The sequence below is a fragment of the Streptomyces sp. NBC_01260 genome, from assembly GCF_036226405.1.
Taxonomy (GTDB): Bacteria; Actinomycetota; Actinomycetes; order Streptomycetales; family Streptomycetaceae; genus Streptomyces; species Streptomyces laculatispora.
The window spans coordinates 3,302,054-3,319,756 of the sequence record NZ_CP108464.1; the positions used below are offsets into that span (position 1 = coordinate 3,302,054).

General features: G+C 70.9%; 19 protein-coding genes and 1 tRNA gene. 5 read left to right on the forward strand and 15 right to left on the reverse strand.

Going from position 1 to position 17,703, the window contains the following annotated elements; genetic code table 11:
• Window positions 1-92 precede the first annotated feature (92 nt).
• A tRNA-Tyr gene (locus tag OG322_RS14355) sits at window positions 93-174 on the reverse strand.
• Window positions 175-389: 215 nt separating this feature from the next.
• Here OG322_RS14355 and OG322_RS14360 point away from each other — a divergent pair.
• The 3 genes from OG322_RS14360 to OG322_RS14370 all read left to right on the forward strand — a co-directional run bounded on the left by OG322_RS14360 (window position 390) and on the right by OG322_RS14370 (window position 2,200).
• The gene (locus tag OG322_RS14360; RefSeq protein ID WP_123461029.1) at window positions 390-878 is read left to right on the forward strand and encodes a YajQ family cyclic di-GMP-binding protein; all 489 of its coding nucleotides are present in this window, start codon (window positions 390-392) and stop codon (window positions 876-878) included.
• A gap of 150 nt (window positions 879-1,028) precedes the next feature.
• Window positions 1,029-1,541: a methylated-DNA--[protein]-cysteine S-methyltransferase gene (locus OG322_RS14365; protein WP_123461028.1), complete on the forward strand. Its 513-nt coding sequence runs from the start codon at window positions 1,029-1,031 to the stop codon at window positions 1,539-1,541.
• Window positions 1,541-2,200 (forward strand): alpha-ketoglutarate-dependent dioxygenase AlkB family protein, encoded by a 660-nt coding sequence (locus OG322_RS14370; RefSeq protein ID WP_329306506.1) that lies wholly within the window; start codon window positions 1,541-1,543, stop codon window positions 2,198-2,200. The genes OG322_RS14365 and OG322_RS14370 overlap by 1 nt, the downstream gene beginning before the upstream one ends.
• A 14-nt stretch (window positions 2,201-2,214) precedes the next feature.
• Here the strand turns inward: OG322_RS14370 and OG322_RS14375 are convergent, their stop codons facing one another.
• The 14 genes from OG322_RS14375 to OG322_RS14440 form a co-directional block, all read right to left on the reverse strand.
• Window positions 2,215-2,487, reverse strand: coding sequence for a GlsB/YeaQ/YmgE family stress response membrane protein (locus OG322_RS14375; RefSeq protein ID WP_123461026.1), 273 nt, complete (start codon window positions 2,485-2,487; stop codon window positions 2,215-2,217).
• Between the two features lie 120 nt (window positions 2,488-2,607).
• Window positions 2,608-3,000, reverse strand: coding sequence for a YccF domain-containing protein (locus tag OG322_RS14380; protein WP_123461025.1), 393 nt, complete (start codon window positions 2,998-3,000; stop codon window positions 2,608-2,610).
• Window positions 2,997-3,860, reverse strand: coding sequence for a zinc metalloprotease HtpX (gene htpX, locus OG322_RS14385; RefSeq protein WP_123461024.1), 864 nt, complete (start codon window positions 3,858-3,860; stop codon window positions 2,997-2,999). Before htpX ends, OG322_RS14380 begins: the two co-directional genes overlap by 4 nt.
• Window positions 3,861-4,057: 197 nt before the next feature.
• Window positions 4,058-4,522, reverse strand: coding sequence for a large conductance mechanosensitive channel protein MscL (gene mscL / locus OG322_RS14390; RefSeq protein WP_123461023.1), 465 nt, complete (start codon window positions 4,520-4,522; stop codon window positions 4,058-4,060).
• A 133-nt stretch (window positions 4,523-4,655) separates the two neighbouring features.
• Window positions 4,656-6,179: an NADH-quinone oxidoreductase subunit N gene (locus tag OG322_RS14395; RefSeq protein WP_123461022.1), complete on the reverse strand. Its 1,524-nt coding sequence runs from the start codon at window positions 6,177-6,179 to the stop codon at window positions 4,656-4,658.
• A complete protein-coding gene (locus OG322_RS14400; RefSeq protein WP_266413125.1) occupies window positions 6,176-7,726 on the reverse strand; it encodes a complex I subunit 4 family protein in 1,551 nt (516 codons plus the stop codon). The genes OG322_RS14395 and OG322_RS14400 overlap by 4 nt, the downstream gene beginning before the upstream one ends.
• 27 nt (window positions 7,727-7,753) lie before the next feature.
• Window positions 7,754-9,754: an NADH-quinone oxidoreductase subunit 5 family protein gene (locus tag OG322_RS14405; protein WP_266411216.1), complete on the reverse strand. Its 2,001-nt coding sequence runs from the start codon at window positions 9,752-9,754 to the stop codon at window positions 7,754-7,756.
• Window positions 9,751-10,203, reverse strand: a complete 453-nt coding sequence (gene nuoK / locus OG322_RS14410; protein WP_329306507.1) for an NADH-quinone oxidoreductase subunit NuoK — start codon at window positions 10,201-10,203, stop codon at window positions 9,751-9,753. Before nuoK ends, OG322_RS14405 begins: the two co-directional genes overlap by 4 nt.
• Window positions 10,203-10,751 (reverse strand): NADH-quinone oxidoreductase subunit J family protein, encoded by a 549-nt coding sequence (locus OG322_RS14415; RefSeq protein ID WP_123462358.1) that lies wholly within the window; start codon window positions 10,749-10,751, stop codon window positions 10,203-10,205. Before OG322_RS14415 ends, nuoK begins: the two co-directional genes overlap by 1 nt.
• Window positions 10,752-10,801: 50 nt before the next feature.
• The gene (locus OG322_RS14420; protein WP_123461018.1) at window positions 10,802-11,434 is read right to left on the reverse strand and encodes a NuoI/complex I 23 kDa subunit family protein; all 633 of its coding nucleotides are present in this window, start codon (window positions 11,432-11,434) and stop codon (window positions 10,802-10,804) included.
• Window positions 11,434-12,402 carry a complex I subunit 1/NuoH family protein gene (locus OG322_RS14425; protein WP_123461017.1) on the reverse strand — a complete coding sequence of 323 codons (969 nt, stop codon included), beginning with the start codon at window positions 12,400-12,402 and terminating at the stop codon, window positions 11,434-11,436. Before OG322_RS14425 ends, OG322_RS14420 begins: the two co-directional genes overlap by 1 nt.
• A complete protein-coding gene (locus OG322_RS14430; RefSeq protein ID WP_266411219.1) occupies window positions 12,399-13,556 on the reverse strand; it encodes an NADH-quinone oxidoreductase subunit C in 1,158 nt (385 codons plus the stop codon). Before OG322_RS14430 ends, OG322_RS14425 begins: the two co-directional genes overlap by 4 nt.
• Entirely contained in the window at window positions 13,553-14,233 is a 681-nt protein-coding gene (locus OG322_RS14435; protein ID WP_329306508.1) for an NADH-quinone oxidoreductase subunit B, read from the reverse strand. Before OG322_RS14435 ends, OG322_RS14430 begins: the two co-directional genes overlap by 4 nt.
• Window positions 14,224-14,634, reverse strand: a complete 411-nt coding sequence (locus OG322_RS14440; protein ID WP_123461014.1) for an NADH-quinone oxidoreductase subunit A — start codon at window positions 14,632-14,634, stop codon at window positions 14,224-14,226. The genes OG322_RS14435 and OG322_RS14440 overlap by 10 nt, the downstream gene beginning before the upstream one ends.
• A 169-nt stretch (window positions 14,635-14,803) precedes the next feature.
• Between OG322_RS14440 and OG322_RS14445 the strand changes: the two genes are divergently transcribed.
• Window positions 14,804-16,030, forward strand: a complete 1,227-nt coding sequence (locus OG322_RS14445; RefSeq protein ID WP_123461013.1) for a sensor histidine kinase — start codon at window positions 14,804-14,806, stop codon at window positions 16,028-16,030.
• 172 nt (window positions 16,031-16,202) lie between these two features.
• Entirely contained in the window at window positions 16,203-17,558 is a 1,356-nt protein-coding gene (locus OG322_RS14450; RefSeq protein ID WP_123461012.1) for a sensor histidine kinase, read from the forward strand.
• Window positions 17,559-17,703 lie beyond the last annotated feature (145 nt).

Genomic DNA, 17,703 nt, shown 5'->3' on the forward strand with positions numbered 1-17,703 from the left:
CCCATCGGCGCTCTCCGCAGCCCCACTTGCACACATGCGAAAACCCCGCCCGACCTGGTGTTTAAGCAGGTCGAGCGGGGTTTCACTTCCAGTGGCGGCGCCAGGGTTCGAACCTGGGTAGGCTGAGCCGGCAGATTTACAGTCTGCTCCCTTTGGCCACTCGGGCACACCGCCAAGGGATGCTGCCGTGAGGACCGTCTCTCGACGGCGCTCTGTGGCAACGACGTAAACGATACCTGATGCCCAGGGGTGCTGTGCCACTGGATTGACCAGCGGCCCGGACGGGCGCGGGTGGCTAGGCTTTGGTGGGCGGCGTGGTGCCAGCGGGCCCCGCGGCCGCCCCGTGGACATTCCGTTTCCAGCACCCCCGATACAAGGAGCAACACGTCATGGCCGACTCCAGTTTCGACATCGTCTCGAAGGTCGAGCGGCAGGAGGTCGACAACGCCCTCAACCAGGCCGCCAAGGAAATCTCGCAGCGTTACGACTTCAAGGGCACCGGCGCCTCGATCTCCTGGTCCGGCGAGAAGATCCTCATGGAGGCGAGCGGCGAGGAGCGGGTCAAGGCGATCCTCGACATCTTCCAGTCCAAGCTGATCAAGCGCGGCATCTCGCTGAAGTCGCTGGACGCGGGCGAGCCCCAGCTGTCCGGCAAGGAGTACAAGCTCTTCGCCACCATCGAGGAGGGCATCTCCCAGGAGAACGCCAAGAAGGTCGCGAAGATCATTCGCGACGAGGGCCCCAAGGGCGTCAAGGCGCTGGTCCAGGGTGACGAGCTGCGGGTCAGCTCGAAGAGCCGGGACGACCTGCAGGCCGTTCAGGCGCTGCTGAAGGGCCAGGACTTCGACTTCGCCGTGCAGTTCGCGAACTACCGGTAGGACGCGGCGGTCCGGGCGCGGGGCGGAACACTTCGTTCCGCGCCCGGACGTCATGTCCGAATACCGCCGGTCGCAGCGGTGCGGGCGACGCAGACTGGTCCGTGGCGGCCGATGATCCGGCTGCCGGCCGGACGGGAAGAGGGACGAGTCATGACCATGTACGCGACGGTCGACAGCCCACTGGGCGAACTACTGCTGGTCGGCGAGCAGGCCGCGGGGCCGGCCGGCGACGCGGTCGCGCTCGTCTCGCTCTCCCTGCCGGGCCAGAAGGGCGCGGCGGTCGTCCAGGACGGCTGGAGTCGCGAGCCCGAGGCCTTCGCGGGAATCGCCGCGCAGCTGCGGGAGTACTTCGAGGGGCGGCGGACCCGCTTCGACATCGCCCTGGCGGACGGCCGGGGCACCGCATTCCAGCGCCGGGTATGGGCCGCGCTGGACGACGTCCCCTACGGGGAGACGGTGTCGTACGGGCAGATCGCCGAGCGGGTCGGTGCCTCCGGGGCGGGGGTACGGGCCGTGGGCACGGCGATCGGGCGCAATCCGCTGCTGGTCGTACGGCCGTGTCACCGGGTGATCGGCGCGGACGGGGCGCTGCGCGGCTACGCGGGCGGCCTGGAGCGCAAGGAGCGGCTTCTGGGGCTTGAGGGCGCCCTGGCGGTGAGCTGATGGCCGGGCTCTTCCCCAGGCCGCGGGCACAGATCGCGCCGGGTGCCGTGCATGTCCCCGAGTGGCTGTCCGTGGAGCAGCAGCGGGAGTTGGTGACGGCCTGCCGGGAGTGGGCGCGTGGGCCCGTACCCCTGCGGCACACGGCGCTGCCGGGCGGCGGGGTGATGTCCGTACGGACCGTGTGCCTGGGGTGGCACTGGCAGCCGTACCGGTACACGCGTACGGCGGACGACGTGAACGGCGCACCGGTCGCCCCGTTTCCGGAGTGGCTCGGGGAGTTGGGGCGGGCGGCGCTGGTGGCGGCGTACGGGCAGGAGAGCCCGGTGCGGGCGTACGCGCCGGACACCGCGCTGATCAATTTCTATGACGACGCGGCACGGATGGGCATGCACCAGGACAAGGAGGAGCGGTCCGGTGCCCCCGTGGTGTCGCTGAGCATCGGCGACACCTGTGTCTTCCGCTTCGGGAACACGGAGAACCGGGGAAGGCCCTACACGGACGTGGAGCTGGCCTCGGGGGATCTGTTCGTCTTCGGCGGGCCGTCGCGTTTCGCGTTCCACGGGGTGCCGAGGATCCGCCCGGGTACGGCCGGTCCCGCGACAGGCCTGAGCGGTGGTCGGCTCAATCTGACCCTGCGCGAGACCGGGCTGGGCGTCTGAGGAAGGGACGGGTCTCAGCGGCGTTCGCGGGAGTTCCCGAAGAACAGGCGGTAGATGATCAGCAGGACCAGCGATCCACCGATGGCCGCGACCCAGGTCCCCGCGTCGAAGAAGTCCTTGGAGATCGGGCGGTCCAGGAACTTCGACGATATCCAGCCACCCAGGAAGGCGCCGACGATCCCGGTCAGGGTGGTCCCCACGAGGCCACCGGGGTCTCTGCCCGGCAGCAGAATCTTGGCGATGACGCCGGCAATCAGTCCGAGAATGATCCAGCCAATAATGGTCATGCGTGCGAACCTACCCGTCACTCGGTCTTGGAATCCAAGACGTTCGTGATGGCCGGCCGGTTGCGGTCCGCGGTGCGCGAACTGCGCGTATCCCGTTGTCCCGTCCGCCGCCCGGAGCTTCTACCAGCCGGCGAACGGCTCGTCGGTACTGACGATCTCCTTGCCGAAGGGCATCAGCGATACGGGGATCAGCTTGAAGTTCGCGATGCCCAGCGGGATGCCGATGATCGTGATGCACAGGGCGATTCCGGTGGTGATGTGCCCCAGCGCCAGCCACCAGCCGGCGAGGACCAGCCACAGGACGTTGCCCACGCAGGAGGGTGCGCCCGCGTCCCGGCGGTCGACGACACGGTGGCCGAAGGGCCAGAGGGCGTAGACGCCGATGCGGAAGGCCGCCAGGCCGAACGGGATACCGATGATCGTGATGCACAGCAGGAGGCCCGCGACGAGGTAGCCGAGGAACATCCAGAAGCCGCACAGGACCAGCCAAATGACGTTCAGAATCGTTTTCACGGGCGATGACCTGCCATCTGCTCGAGTCGGGCAATACGCTCCGCCATCGGCGGATGTGTCGAGAACATCTTGGACACACCCTGCCCCGGGCGGAAGGGATTCGCGATCATCATGTGGCTCGCGGTCTCGATCCTCGGCTCGGGCGGCAGGGGAAGCTGCTTCGTGCCGGCCTCCAGCTTCCGCAGGGCGCTCGCCAGGGCGAGCGGGTCACCGGTCAGCTGGGCGCCCGAGGCGTCCGCCTCGTACTCGCGGGAACGGCTGACGGCCAACTGGATGACGGAGGCGGCGAGCGGACCCAGGATCATGATCAGCAACATGCCGAGGATGCCGGGGCCCTCGTCGTCGTTGGAGCGGCCGACCGGGATCAGCCAGGCGAAGTTGACCAGGAACATGATGACGGAGGCGAGGGCTCCGGCGACGGACGAGATCAGGATGTCTCGGTTGTAGACATGGCTGAGCTCATGGCCGAGGACGCCGCGCAGCTCGCGTTCGTCCAGGATCTGGAGGATGCCATCGGTGCAGCAGACCGCGGCGTTGCGCGGGTTGCGGCCGGTCGCGAAGGCGTTGGGGGCCTGCGTCGGGGAGATGTAGAGCCGTGGCATGGGCTGGCGGGCGGCGGTGGAGAGCTCGCGGACCATGCGGTAGAGCTGGGGCGCCTCGAACTCGCTCACCGGGCGGGCGCGCATGGCGCGCAGCGCCAGCTTGTCGCTGTTCCAGTACGCGTAGGCATTGGTGCCGACAGCTACCACGAGCGCGACGATCAGGCCGGTACGTCCGAAGAAGCTGCCGATGACGATGATGAGTGCGGACAGGCCCCCGAGGAGTACGGCGGTTCTCAGCCCGTTGTGCCGGCGGTGCACGGTACGCCCTCCAAATGGTGCAAGCAGGGGAACCCTTTGCTTGGTGGTGCTCCACTGCCCAGTGGAGCCTCCCGTACTGGTCAACGCCAGGCGAGGAGAGCTAGTTCCCTTGTGCTTACGGCCGCGGGGCCCGGCCGGCTCCGGCTGTTCGCGCCGGAGCGGGCCGTAGGCCGTACGGGTGGAGGTGTGCGTCCGGGTCAGCGCTGGACGGGGAGTTTCGCGAGCGCCAGGGCCTCGGGGTCGGGCTCGACCTCGCTGGTGCAGTGGGCGCAGCGGGAGGCCACGGCCGGGATCTCCGTGTAGCAGCGGGGGCAGTCGCGCAGGGCTGCCTTGATGTCGGCCTGCTCCTCGTCCTTCTTGGCCGTGAAGCGGTTCTGGACCTTGGCCATGGGCACGACGACACAGAAGTAGAGGACCGCGGCGGTGATGAGGAAGGCAATCGCGGCGCTGACGAAGAGTCCGTAGGGGAACGTCACACCGTCGAACTTGAACTCGGCCTTGCTGAAGTCGCCGGTGCCGCGGGTGATGATGCCGATCAGCGGCACGATGAACGCGTTGCTGAACCCGGTGACGACTGCGGTGAACGCGGCTCCGACGGCGAGGCCGATCGCCATGGAGATCACGTTTCCGCGCAGGATGAAGTCCTTGAACCCGTTCAGCACTGCTCTAGCTCCTCTGTGATGTCAACGCCGAGTGCGTCATGTGCGGGCATGACCCTGCCCTGTGCGGGCTGCCGGGGGCAAGCCGATCTTGAAGCCGTCGGAACAAGCGTCGGAACAGCCGCCGGAACTGGTGTCAGAACAGGTTGACGGCGGCGAACCTGAGGACGGTCTGGGGAGCGCCCGAGAGGGCGATACCGGCAGCGGCGGTGAGGACGATCGCGGCGGTCAGCGGGGCCGGGGTCCGGTGCCGGGTGGTGGGCCGCGGCTGCTCCGTACCGTCTTCCGCGGGACCGCGGAACAGGGCGGCGGTCCACTGGAGGTAGTAGTAGAGCGCGATCACGACGTTGACGGCCATGACGACGGCGAGCCAGCCGAGTCCGGCGTCGACGGCCGAGGAGAAGACGGTGACCTTGGCGAAGAGGCCGATGATGCCCGGTGGCAGTCCGGCCAGGCAGAGCAGGAAGAAGCCCATCGTGAGGGCGGCCAGGGGGCGGGTGGCGTAGAGGTTGCGGTAGTCGGCGATGCGGTTGTGCGGGTGGGTGCGGGCGACCAGGGCGGCCACCGCGAAGGCGCCGAGGTTCACGACGGCGTACATCAGGGCGTACGCGACGGTGGAGCCGATCTGCCGGTCCCCGGCGTACGCGGCTGCGGCGATCGGCACCAGGAGGTAGCCGGCCTGGGCGACGGACGACCAGGCGAGGAGGCGTACGGCGCTGCGGGCGCGGGTGGCGCTCTGGCGCAGCGCGGCGACGTTGCCGATGGTCATGGTGAGCGCGGCGAGGACGGCGAGGGCGGGGCCCCAGACGTCCGCGTAGGAGGGGAACGCGACCACGGTGACGAGGATGAGGCCGGAGAAGCCGACCGCCTTGCCGACGACCGAGAGGTAGGCGGCGATCGGCAGGGGTGCGCCGACGTAGGTGTCGGGCACCCAGAAGTGGAAGGGCGCGGCGGCCGTCTTGAAGGCGAAGCCGACGAGGGTGAGGGCGACGCCCGCCTGGGCGAGGACGGAGAGCTGTCCGGGGACGTCGTCGAGGCGGCCGGCGATCTCCGTGAGGTGGAGGGTGCCGGTCGCCGCGTAGACGAAGCTGACGCCGAGGAGCATCACGGTGGTCGCGACGACGGAGGACAGGAAGAACTTCAGCGCGGCCTCGGAGGAGCGCCGGTCGCCGCGCTTGATGCCGACGAGGGCGAACGCGGGCAGCGAGGCGACTTCGAGGGCGACGACGAGGGTGGCGAGGTCGCGGGCCGCGGGCAGCAGCGCGGCGCCCGCGGCGGAGGACAGCAGCAGGAACCAGAACTCGCCGGCCGGGAGCTTGCGGGTGTCGCCGATCGAGAGCAGCGCGGTGAGCAGGGCTCCGCCGAGTACGAGGACCTGGATGATGAGGGCGAAGTGGTCGGCGGTGTAGCTGCAGGCGCGGGTGCCGGTGGTGAGGCAGAAGGTGGAGCGGTCGCCGTCGCGCAGCGGGATGAGGAGGGCGAGGGCGGCGACGAGTCCGGCGACGGCCCCGTAGCCGAGGAGCGGTTTGCGTGCCCGGGGTACGAAGAGGTCGGCGACCAGGACGACGAGGGCGACGGCCGCGACGGTGACCGGGGGCGCGATGGCGAGCCAGTCGACGGACTGGACGAGGCTGGTGGTGCTCTCGGCCGCTGTGGTCACGACTTGCCTCCTGCGAGGAGCTTCTGCACGGCCGGGTCGGTGAGGCCGAGGAGGACGGCGGGCCACAGTCCGGCCAGGACGGTGAGGGCGGCGAGGGGGGTCCAGGCGGCGAACTCGTGGTGCTGGATGTCGGGGATGCGGCGCGGTACCTCGGGCTTGGCGCCCATGCAGACACGGCGTACCAGGATGAGCATGTACGCGGCGGTGAGCAGGGTGCCGAACGCGGCGACCGACATGAAGGTCAGGAAGGCGGGCCGGCTCAGGCCGTCGGCCGGGTCGAAGGCGCCGAACAGCGCGAGCATCTCGCCCCAGAACCCGGCGAGGCCGGGCAGGCCCAGGGAGGCGATCGCGGTGAACGCGAGGAGGCCGCCGAGGCGGGGCGCGCTGCCGTAGAGCGCGGCGCCGGTGGCGCCGGAGAGGGTGTCGAGGTCGGCGGTGCCGTACCGGTCCTTGACCGCGCCGACCAGGAAGAACAGCAGGCCGGTGATGAGCCCGTGGGCGATGTTGGCGAAGAGCGCGCCGTTGACGCCGGTGGGGGTCATGCTCGCGATGCCGAGGAGTACGAAGCCCATGTGGCCGACGGAGGAGTACGCGATCAGGCGCTTCAGGTCGCCCTTGGCGCCGGGCCGGACGAGGGCCAGGCAGGCGAGCGATCCGTAGATGATGCCGGCGACCGCGAAGGCGGCGAGGTACGGCGCGAAGGTGTGCATGCCGTCGGGGGCGATCGGGAGCAGGATCCGGACGAATCCGTACGTGCCCATCTTCAGCAGGACGCCCGCGAGCAGGACCGAGCCGACCGTGGGGGCGGCCGTGTGGGCGTCCGGGAGCCAGCTGTGCAGCGGCCACATCGGAGTCTTGACCGCGAGTCCGATCCCGATCGCGAGAACGGCGATGACCTGCACGGACGAGGTGAGGCCGCGGCCGTTGTCAGTGGCGAGTGCCACCATGTCGAAGGTGCCGCTCTTCAGTCCGATGAGGAGCAGGCCCAGCAGCATGACGACCGAGCCGAGCAGTGTGTAGAGGATGAACTTCCAGGCGGCCGCCTGCTTCTGCGCACCGCCCCAGCGGGCGATGAGGAAGTACATCGGGATGAGCACCATCTCGAACGCCAGGAAGAACAGCAGCAGATCGAGGACGGCGAAGGTCGCGAGGGTGCCGGACTCCAGGACGAGGATCAGTGCGACGAACGCCTTCGGGGAGGGGCCCGCGGGCAGCTTGAAGTAGCTGTGGAGCGCGCAGAGGAAGGTCAGCAGCGCGGTCAGTACGAGGAGGGGGAGCGAGATGCCGTCGATGCCGAGATGGATGCGGACGCCGAGCGCCGGGATCCAGCTGATGTCGGTGGTGGCCTGCATCTTCGACGGGTGGTCGTGGTCGAAGCCGACGGCCAGCACGATCGCGGCGATGAGGATCACGCCGGTGACGGTCACCCCGTGGCGGAGCACGGCCTGGTCGGGGTTCCTGCCCTTCAGTCCGGGCGGGGCCGGGAGCAGGGCCGCGACGGCTCCGAGGAGCGGGACGACGACGATGAACGCCAGAAGGAACTGCATCACGGATGGGCTGATATCGAACACGGCTCACGACCCGGCGTTGACGTTGGCGAAGACGACGGCGGCGACCGCCAGGACCAGGGAACCGGCGAGCAGTGCGCTGAGGTAGGTCTGCACATTGCCGGTCTGGGCACGGCGGACGGCGGTGCCGAGCCAGCGTGCGCCGGTGGCGGAGCCGCGTACGTAGGTGTCGACGACCTCGCGGTCCAGGAAGCGGACGAGGCTCGCCGCGGCCTGGGCGGGGCGGACGAACAGCGCCGCGTAGACGGCGTCCAGGTGGAAGCCGGCGGCCGCGTGGCGGTGGAGCGGGCCGAGCAGCAGCCGGCCGGGGTCGGCCGGGTCGGGTGCGTCACCGGCGTCTCCGTAGGCGGCGGTGTGACTCTCCATGGCCTCGACCTCGACGAGGGCGGGTTCCGCTTCGGGGTGGGCGACGACGGAACCCATGGGGGTCCGGGCGGCCAGTGCCGTGGTGTGGCGCCAGGCCCCGTAGGTGACCAGGCCGCCGACGAGGCCGACGCCGGTGGAGAGGACGGCGGTGGTCAGCGACGGGGTGAGGCTGTGGCCGTCGAACCAGTCGCCGATCACGCCGACGGTGAGTCCGAAGGCGATGGTGGGGACGGCCAGGACCCAGAGGACCGAGGTCATGGCGACCGGCTGCCTGCCGTGGTCGGGGACCTCTGCGCCGCGGCCCCGGAAGGCGAGCAGCCAGAGACGGGTGGCGTACGCGGCGGTGAGGACGGCGGCCAGGAGCCCGGCGACGAGGACGGTCCAGCCGGCGGCGGCCGGGGCGACGTGGCGGTCGCCGAGGGCGGTGTGCTCGGCGGCGACGAGGACGGCTTCCTTGGAGAAGAAGCCGGCGAACGGCGGGATGGCGGCCAGCGCGAGGAGCGCGACGGTCATCGTCCAGTAGGCGTCGGGGATGCGCTTGGCCAGGCCGCCCATGCGGGACATGGCGGCCAGCGAGTTGGTGCCGGCGGCGTGGATGACGACGCCCGCGGCGAGGAAGAGGACGGCTTTGAACGCACCGTGCGAGAGGAGGTGGAAGACGGCGGCGCCCCGGTCGCCGACGGCCAGGGCGCCGGACATGTAGCCGAGCTGGCCGATCGTGGAGTAGGCGAGGACGCGCTTGATGTCGTCCTGGGCGAGGGCGGCGAATCCGGAGCCGATCATCGTGACGGCGGCCATGACGGCGAGGACGACGAGGGCGGCGCCCGAAGCGGCGAAGACGGGGAGCAGCCGGGCCACGAAGTAGATGCCGGCGGCGACCATCGTCGCGGCGTGGATCAGCGCGGAGACGGGGGTGGGTCCGGCCATCGCGTCGGGCAGCCAGGTGTGCAGGGGGAACTGCGCGGACTTGCCCGCGACACCGGCGAGGAGCAGCAGGGCGATCGCGGTGGGGTGGTCGAGGCCACCGTGGGCGACGGAACCCAGGATGCCGGTGATGCGGAAGGTGCCCGTGTCGGCGGCGAGGGCGAACAGGCCGATGAGGAAGGGAACGTCGCCGAGCTTGGTGACCAGGAAGGCCTTGAGGGAGGCCGCGCGGGCCTCGGGCGTCTCCCAGTAGTGGCCGACCAGGAAGTACGAGCAGATGCCCATGATCTCCCAGCCGACCAGGAGCACCATCAGGTCGCCGGAGTAGACGACGAGCAGCATCGCGGAGGTGAAGAGGGAGACGAGAGCCGCGTAGGAGGGGTAGCGGGGGTCGTCGCGCAGGTAGGCGGTCGAGTAGATCTGCACGCAGCTCGCCACGAGGGCGACCAGGACCGCGACCAGGACCGCGAAGCCGTCGAGGTGCAGGGCGAGGTCGACCGGGACCGAGCCGGTGGGGGTGAGCTGGGTCGAGGCGTCGATGGCCCGGCCGCCGCCCTGGCGGGCCGCGACGACGGCCGCGATGACGAGGGAGGCGAGGGAGGGCAGTACCGCGAGCGGGCGGACGAAGCCCGGCGCGCTGCGTCCGAGCAGGAGTCCGGCCGCAGCTCCCAGGAACGGGAGGAGGGGGACGAGGACGGCGAGGGTCGTGGTGGTCACGGGGTGGCCTCTGCCTTCTTTGCCTTCCCTGCCGAAGCAGTGGCCTGGTCTTCGGTGCCGGTGCCGGTGCCGGTGCCGGAGGCAGTGGCTGTGCCGTCGCCGTCGTCGCTGTCGTCGCCGTCCGGGACCGTCTCGGCCTCGTCGGTCTCGGCGGTGTCGCGGAGGCGGTCGACGTCGGAGCTGCCGCGGTTGCGGTACACGGCGAGGACGATGGCCAGACCGATACCGATCTCCGCCGCCGCGATGGCGATGGTGAACAGGGTGAGGGCCTGGCCGGAGTGCAGGGCGTCGCGGAGCCAGACGTCGAAGGCGACCAGGTTGAGGTTGACGGCGTTGAGCATCAGCTCGACGGACATCAGGACCAGGATCGCGTTGCGGCGCGCGAGCACTCCGTAGAGCCCGGTGCAGAAGAGGAGGACGGCGAGCACGGCGGGATAGGCGAGGTGCATCAGCTCTTGTCCTCTCGGCCCTTGCGGGACAGGACGATCGCGCCGACGAGGGCGGCGAGCAGGAGAACGGAGAGCGCTTCGAAGGGGAGCACCCAGTGCCGGAAGAGGAAGGCGCCGGTGGCTTCGGTGGACCCCTGGGCCGGGCCGTCCAGCTCGATCCAGGTGGTGCGGAAGGCGTCCACGACGACCCAGACGAGGGTGCCGGCGGCGGCGACGGCCACCGCGAGGGCGGCCCAGCGGTTCTCCGAATCGGCGTCCGGTGAGCGGCCGATGGGGGCCCTGGTGAGCATCAGGCCGAACAGCAGGAGGACGACGACGGAACCGACGTAGATCAGTACCTGCACCCAGGCGATGAACTCGGCCGTGAGCAGGAGGTACTCGACGGCGAGGCCGCCGAGCGCCACGATCAGCCAGAGGGCCGCGTGCACCAGCTGCCTGGTCGTGACGGTGACGAGGGCCGCGCCGAGGGTGGCGATCCCGACCAGGACGAAGGCGATCTCGATACCGGTCGGGGAGAGGAAGCCGGGGTGGCTCTCGTTGACGGTGATGACGGGGCCGGAGGCGGCGCCGAGGGTGGCGGCGGTTGCGGCTGCGGTGATCACGTCTGGCCCTCCTCATCCGTCGAGGTGGGATCGGTCGGGAGAGGATCAGTCGGGGCAGGGTCCGTCGGGGCAGGTGGGGTGGCCGCGGCGGCGGCCTCCTGCTCGCGCTGGGTCCGGAGCTTCTCCGCCGTCTTGCGGGCGGCGGCGATCTCCTTCGGCTCCTCGGCCGCCGGATCGAGCGCCGGCGGCTCCGGCACCGTCCACATCCAGTCGCGGAGCTTGTCGCGCTCGTGGGTGAGTTCGAGGATGTCGGTCTCCGCGTACTCGAACTCCGGCGACCAGAAGAGCGCGTCGAACGGGCACACCTCGATGCAGATCCCGCAGTACATGCAGAGCGAGAAGTCGATGGCGAAGCGGTCCAGCACATTGCGGCTCCGCTCGCGTCCGCCCGGGGCCGCGGCGGGCACCGTCTCCTTGTGGGAGTCGATGTAGATGCACCAGTCGGGGCACTCACGGGCGCAGAGCATGCAGACCGTGCAGTTCTCCTCGAACAGCGCGATGACGCCGCGGGAGCGGGGAGGCAGTTCGGGCTGCACGTCCGGGTACTGGGCGGTGACGGTCTTCTTCGTCATCGTCCGCAGGGTGACGGCGAGGCCCTTGGCCAGTCCTGCGCCAGGGATCGGGGGCACTAGTTGATCGCCACCTTCACGATGCCGGTGAGCGCGATCTGCGCGAGAGCGAGCGGGATGAGCGTGGTCCAGGCGAGTTTCTGCAGCTGGTCCTCGCGGAGACGGGGATAGCTCACGCGCAGCCAGATCACGACGAAGGCGAGGACGGCGACCTTCAGGAGCGTCCAGACCCAGCCCAGTCCGTCGGCGCCCAGCGGGCCGTGCCAGCCGCCGAGGAAGAGGACGGTGGTCAGTGCGCACAGCACGACGATGCCCGCGTACTCGGCGAGCAGGAACAGGGCGAAGCGGAGGCCGGTGTACTCGGTGTACGCACCGAAGATGATCTCCGAGTCCGCGACCGGCATGTCGAACGGCGGGCGCTGGAGTTCGGCGAGCCCGGCCACGAAGAAGACCAGGGCGCCGATGATCTGCCACGGCAGCCACCACCACTCGAAGGCATCGAGGATGCCGGGCAGCGAGACCGTGCCGGCCGCCATCGCCACCGAGGCGGCGGCCAGCAACATCGGCAGCTCGTACGCGAGCAGCTGCGCGGCGGTACGGATGCCGCCGAGCAGCGAGAACTTGTTGGCCGATGCCCAGCCCGCCATGAGCGAGCCGAGCACGCCGATGCCCATCACGGCGAGCACGAAGAAGATGCCCGCGTCGATGACCTGGCCGACCGCGCCCTCGCCGGGTCCGATCGGGATGACGACGAGCACGAGGAGGTACGGGAGCAGCGCGACGGCGGGGGCGATCTGGAAGACGCGGCGGTCGGCCTCGGCCGGGACGATGTCTTCCTTCTGTACGAACTTCACGCCGTCCGCGATGAGCTGGGCCCAGCCGTGGAAGCCGCCGGCGTACATGGGGCCCAGGCGGCCCTGCATGTGGGCCATCACCTTGTGTTCGGCCTGGCCCACGACGAGGGGGACGACCATGAACACCGCGAACACGATGACGAGGCGGAGGGCGACGTCCAGTACGTCGTTCACTCGGTATCGCCTCCGGCGGGGGGTTCGGGAGTTTCGGGGGTGCGGGGGGCCTTGGGGGCCTCGGGGGTGTCTGCCGCGTCGGAGGGCTGCTCGGAGGGTTGCCCGGTGGGCTGCTCGGCGGGCGGTTCCGGAGTCGGGGGTGCGGCCGTGTCCGAGGGACCGGCGTCCGGGTCCGGTGAGTCGTCGAAGGCCGGGCGGGCGTTGTGCCACGGCGCGTCCGCGGTCGGAGCCGGGCCCGAAGGCGCCTCGCCCCCGGCCGCCTGGTCCGAAGCCGCCCCGGCGCCGGTCGCATCGCCTCCGGTCGCACCGCCCACCGGCGGCTGCTGGGAGGCCGAGCCCTGGGACGCCGTGCGGGTGCGACGCGGCGGCCCGGTACGGCGCGTCGGCTCCGTACCGGCAGCACCGGCGTCCACGCCGCCAGCACCATCCGCGCCCGTCGTCGGCGCCACGACCGGCTGCTGTCCCGCCGAGCCGTCGCTCGCGCTGCGGGTGCGGCGGGCCGGGCGGTCGCCCGCGGGCCTCGCCGTCCGGGTGGGGCGGGCGGGGGCAGGCGGGAGCTGGCCCTTCAGCGGGCCCCATTCGTTCGGGTCGGGGACACCGGGCGGCAGCATCGTGCGGCGCTTGGGGCCGCCGTGCTCCGACTCGCCCGGCTCCTTGGCGCCCGGCCAGGCCTTGGCCACGCGGGCCGCCAGGACGAAGTCCTTGCGCAGGGGGTGGCCCTCGAAGCCCTCGGGCAGCAGCAGGGGGACCAGGTGCGGGTGGCCGTCGAAGCCGATGCCGAACATCTCGTGCGTCTCGCGCTCGTGCCAGGCCGCCCCCGCGAAGACGCCGATCGCGCTGGGCAGCACGGCCGCCTCGTGCGGAACGGTCGTGCGGACCAGCAGCCGCCGGACCGCCGGACCCGGTCCGGAGCGGTCGGGCAGCGCGGCGAGATGGGCGCAGACCCGGAAGCCGGTGCCCGGTTCGTCGACGGCGCTGAGCCAGTCGAAATAGGTGCAGCCGAGCCCGTCACGCGCCGTTTCCAGGGCGGCGATCCAGGAGGCGGGCGGCACGTCGACGGTCAGCAGGTCGTACGCCTGCTCCGCCGTGGCGTCCTCGCCGAAGATCTCGGTCACGGCGTCCGGCAGCCGGTCGTAGCTCTCGGCGGCGGTCACTTCCGCTCCTCCCCGGAGGCGTCCGGCACGGACGGTGCCTGCGGTGCGGCGACCAGTGCACTGCGCAGCGCGGCGATGGAGGGACGGGCCCCGCCCGTCGCGTAGCGCTCGCCCAGCGACTCGCGCGCGATCTTCTCCTGGAGCTTGAGGATTCCCTGGAGCAGGGCTTCGGGCCGGGGCGGGCAGCCGGGAACGTAGACGTCGACCGGGATGATCTGGTCGACGCCCTTCGTCACCGAGTACGAATCCCAGTACGGGCCGCCGCAGTTGGAGCAGGCGCCGAAGGAGATGACGTACTTGGGCTCGGGCATCTGCTCGTACAGCCGCTTGACCGCCGGAGCCATCTTGTCCGTCACCGTGCCGGAGACGATCATGAGGTCGGCCTGGCGGGGGCCCGGGGCGAACGGGATCACGCCGAGCCGGATGAAGTCGTGGCGCGCCATGGAGGCGGCGATGAACTCGATGGCGCAGCAGGCGAGTCCGAAGTTGAAGACCCAGAGGCTGTAGCGGCGGCCCCAGTTGAGGACCACCTTCATCGGCTCGGGCGCGAGCCGGGACAGCACGCCCAGCCGCTTCGGCTCGGGAAGGAACGTGGGTACGGGCTCGGGACCCGGCTCCGGTCCCGACTGCGGCTGTGGCTGTGGCTGACCGGCTGACGACGGGCTCGTCACGTCCATTCGAGGACGCCCTTCTTCCATGCGTAGAGCAGTCCCACGGCCAGGAAACCGAGGAAGATGAACATTTCCACCAGCGTCGTCGCGCCGTATCCGGGCGCGGCGAAGACGGTCGCCCACGGGAACAGGAAGATCGAGTCGACGGCGAAGATCACGTACAGGAAGGCGTACACGTAGTAGCGGACCTGGGTGTGGGCCCAGCCCTCCCCCACGGGGTCCACGCCGCACTCGTACGTGAGGAGTTTCTCCGGCGTCGGGACCACGGGACGCATCAGCCGGCCGGTTCCGAAGGCGACGGCGACGAACAGCACCCCGACCACGGCGAGCAGTCCGACGACCGAGTAGCTGTGGAAGTACTCCGACGCGAGAACGGTCGGTCCCGGCAGGTCCGCAACGTCCGCCACGTCCGCCCCTCGCTCCCTCAAACCTGTTCGACGATCTGTACGCACGGGAGTCTAGGCCCTGTAAAGGAACGGTAAGCAGCCGCGTCGGGCAACGGGTGGGGTTATCCCTACTTCATCGCCACCCATGAGCCCCATGGCGTCCGGGTGCCCCACCCGGCAGGCTGGGCATATGACCATGAGCCCCCAGGTACCCGACAACGACCGGCCGCCGCCCGTCCGCTCCGCCCTCGACGTGTGCACCTGGAAGGAGATCGCGCATCTCCTCGCCAATTTCCCGCTGGCGGTCGTCGGGTTCATCTACACGGTGCTCATGATCGGCATCGGCGTGGGGCTGGCGGTCACGGTGGTCGGCCTGCCCCTGCTGGCAGCCGGGCTGCAGGGTTCACGGCTGCTCGGCCGGGCCGAGCGGGGCCGGGCGCGGAGTCTGCTCGGGCTGCGGATCGACGAGCCGAGCGCGATGGCTCCGGTCCGCCGGGAGGAGGGGTTCTTCTCCTGGCTGTGGTCGAGTCTGAGGGACCCGGTGGGCTGGCGCGCGGTGCTGTACTCCTTCATCCGGCTGCCGTGGGGCGTGCTCACCTTCGTGGTGGTGTTCGTGAGCCTCTTCGTCCTGTGGCCGGTGCTCCCCTATACGGCGCGGTTCCTGTCCAACGCCGACCGGGGCATGGTGCGCGGGCTGCTTTCGCCCTCCGACGAGTTGGAACGCCGGGTCGCGGAGCTGGAGTCGGACCGGGGCGTGGTCGTCGACACCGCCGCCGCCGACCTGCGCCGCATCGAACGCGATCTCCACGACGGCGCCCAGGCCCGCCTCGTCGCCCTCGCCATGGGGCTCGGCCTGGCCAAGGAGAAGCTGACCGACGACCCCGAGGCCGCGGCGCGGATGGTCGACGAGGCCCACGGCGAGGTCAAGGTCGCCCTCCAGGAGCTCCGTGATCTCGCCCGGGGCATCCACCCCGCCGTCCTCACCGACCGCGGCCTGGACGCCGCGCTCTCCGCCATCGCCTCCCGCTGCACCGTCCCCGTCACGGTGGGGGTGGATCTGCCGGGCCGGCCGGCGCAGGCCATCGAGGGCATCGCGTACTTCACCGTGTCCGAGCTGCTCCAGAACGTCAGCAAGCACAGCGGGGCGCGTACGGCGTCCGTCGATGTGTGGCGGACGGCGGACCGGCTGCTGATCCAGGTCACCGACGACGGACGGGGCGGGGCCTCGATGGACGGCGGTACGGGGATGTCGGGGCTGGCCGAGCGGCTGGGCGCCGTCGACGGTCTGTTCGTCCTCGACTCCCCGCCCGGCGGCCCGACGACGGTCACCGCGGAGCTGCCCTGGCGCGACCGGGAGGACGGGAAGGGCGCGGCCGGGGCCCGTACGGGCCGGCCCGCCGCGGCCAAGGGGCGCTGAGAGCCGCCGCCGCGCGGCGGCGAGGATCGCTGCCGCGCGGCGGGGTGGGGAAAACCCCCGGCCGAAGAGGGATACCGCCCTCATGGTGGGCGGCTCGGCGGGACAGCACACTTTGTCGTACACACAGCAGGCAGAACCGGCCTCACAGACGCAGAAGAAACGGACGGAACCCATGGCCACGACATACGGACCCGGCACGCGGGGCGATGATCGACCGGGAACCGGCTCCTTCGACCACCCTGGGGAGAGGCACTTCTTCCCGGCCTGGCTGCGCGCCCCAGTCGAGGGCCGGACCTGGCGCGAGTTCGCCTATCTGCTGCTGAGCCTGCCGATCAGCGTCGTGCTGTTCTCCTTCTCCGTCGCCATGACGTCGTTGAGTGCCGGCCTGCTCATCACCTTCCTGGGGGTTCCCGTCCTGGCCGCCGGGCTGTCCGTGTGCCGCGGCTTCGGCGCGATGGAGCGGGCCAGGGCCCGTGGGCTGCTGAAGCTGTACGTGCCCGCTCCCGCGCCGGTACGGGGCAGGACCGGCGGCCTGATGTCCTGGATCGGGGCGGTCCTGAAGAGCGGGGTGTCCTGGCGGCACCTGCTCTACTCGGTGCTGCACTTCCCGTGGGCGGTCTTCGCCTTCTGCGTGTCGCTGACCTTCTGGTCGCTGAGCTGGGCGGCGTTCACCTACCCGCTGTGGCACTGGGTCTTCCCGACGCACCTGGGAAGCAGTGGCATTCAGCTGTACGGGGACGCGGGCCACGAGGTCTACGCGGACTCCCCCCTCGACCTGGCGGCGTCCAGCGCCATCGGGCTGGCGCTCGTCCTGATCACCCCGTGGATCATCCGCGCTCTCACCTCCGTGGACCGGGTGATGGTGGCCGGGCTGCTGGGTCCGTCCCGGCTGGCGACGCGGGTCACGGAGCTGGAGTCGGACCGGGGCGTGGTCGTCGACACCGCCGCCGCCGACCTGCGCCGCATCGAACGCGATCTCCACGACGGTGCCCAGGCCCGCCTCGTCGCCCTCGCCATGGATCTGGGCCTGGCCAAGGAGAAGCTGACCGACGACCCCGAGGCCGCGGCGCGGATGGTCGACGAGGCCCACGGCGAGGTCAAGGTCGCCCTCCAGGAACTGCGCGACCTGGCCCGGGGCATCCACCCCGCCGTCCTCACCGACCGCGGCCTGGACGCCGCGCTCTCCGCCATCGCCTCCCGCTGCACCGTCCCCGTCACGGTCGAGGTCGACCTGGCGTCCCGGCCCGCGCAGGCCATCGAGGGCATCGCCTACTTCACCGTGTCCGAGCTGCTCCAGAACGTCAGCAAGCACGCCCACGCCACCCGCGCGTCCGTCGACGTGTGGCGGACCGCGGACCGGCTGATGCTCCAGGTCACCGACAACGGGCGCGGCGGCGCCGACCTGACGTCGGGCAGCGGTCTCGCCGGTCTGACCGAGCGGCTGGGCGCGGTGGACGGAATCCTGCTCGTCGAGTCCCCGGTGGGCGGCCCGACAAAGGTCACGGCCGAACTGCCCTGGCGCGGCTGACCTCTCCTCTCCCCGCCCAAGCCCCTCCCTCTCGCCCTGCCCGGCCGCCGGGCGGACCCGGATACCGGGCCCGCCCGGCGGCCGGGCTCTGCGCACCCCGCGCGGCGACGCAACCCTTCGAACGTTCGCGGCGTCACCGCCGATG

Bases quoted from the DNA above. Each gene is read 5' to 3' on its own strand.
- OG322_RS14360 (WP_123461029.1), top strand. From the start codon at position 390: ATGGCCGACTCCAGTTTCGACATCGTCTCGAAGGTCGAGCGGCAGGAG.
- OG322_RS14365 (WP_123461028.1), top strand. From the start codon at position 1,029: ATGACCATGTACGCGACGGTCGACAGCCCACTGGGCGAACTACTGCTG.
- OG322_RS14370 (WP_329306506.1), top strand. From the start codon at position 1,541: ATGGCCGGGCTCTTCCCCAGGCCGCGGGCACAGATCGCGCCGGGTGCC.
- OG322_RS14375 (WP_123461026.1), bottom strand. From the start codon at position 2,487: ATGACCATTATTGGCTGGATCATTCTCGGACTGATTGCCGGCGTCATC.
- OG322_RS14400 (WP_266413125.1), bottom strand. From the start codon at position 7,726: ATGCAGTTCCTTCTGGCGTTCATCGTCGTCGTCCCGCTCCTCGGAGCC.
- nuoK (WP_329306507.1), bottom strand. From the start codon at position 10,203: ATGCACCTCGCCTATCCCGCCGTGCTCGCCGTCCTCCTCTTCTGCACC.
- OG322_RS14435 (WP_329306508.1), bottom strand. From the start codon at position 14,233: ATGGACGTGACGAGCCCGTCGTCAGCCGGTCAGCCACAGCCACAGCCG.
- OG322_RS14445 (WP_123461013.1), top strand. From the start codon at position 14,804: ATGACCATGAGCCCCCAGGTACCCGACAACGACCGGCCGCCGCCCGTC.
- OG322_RS14450 (WP_123461012.1), top strand. From the start codon at position 16,203: ATGGCCACGACATACGGACCCGGCACGCGGGGCGATGATCGACCGGGA.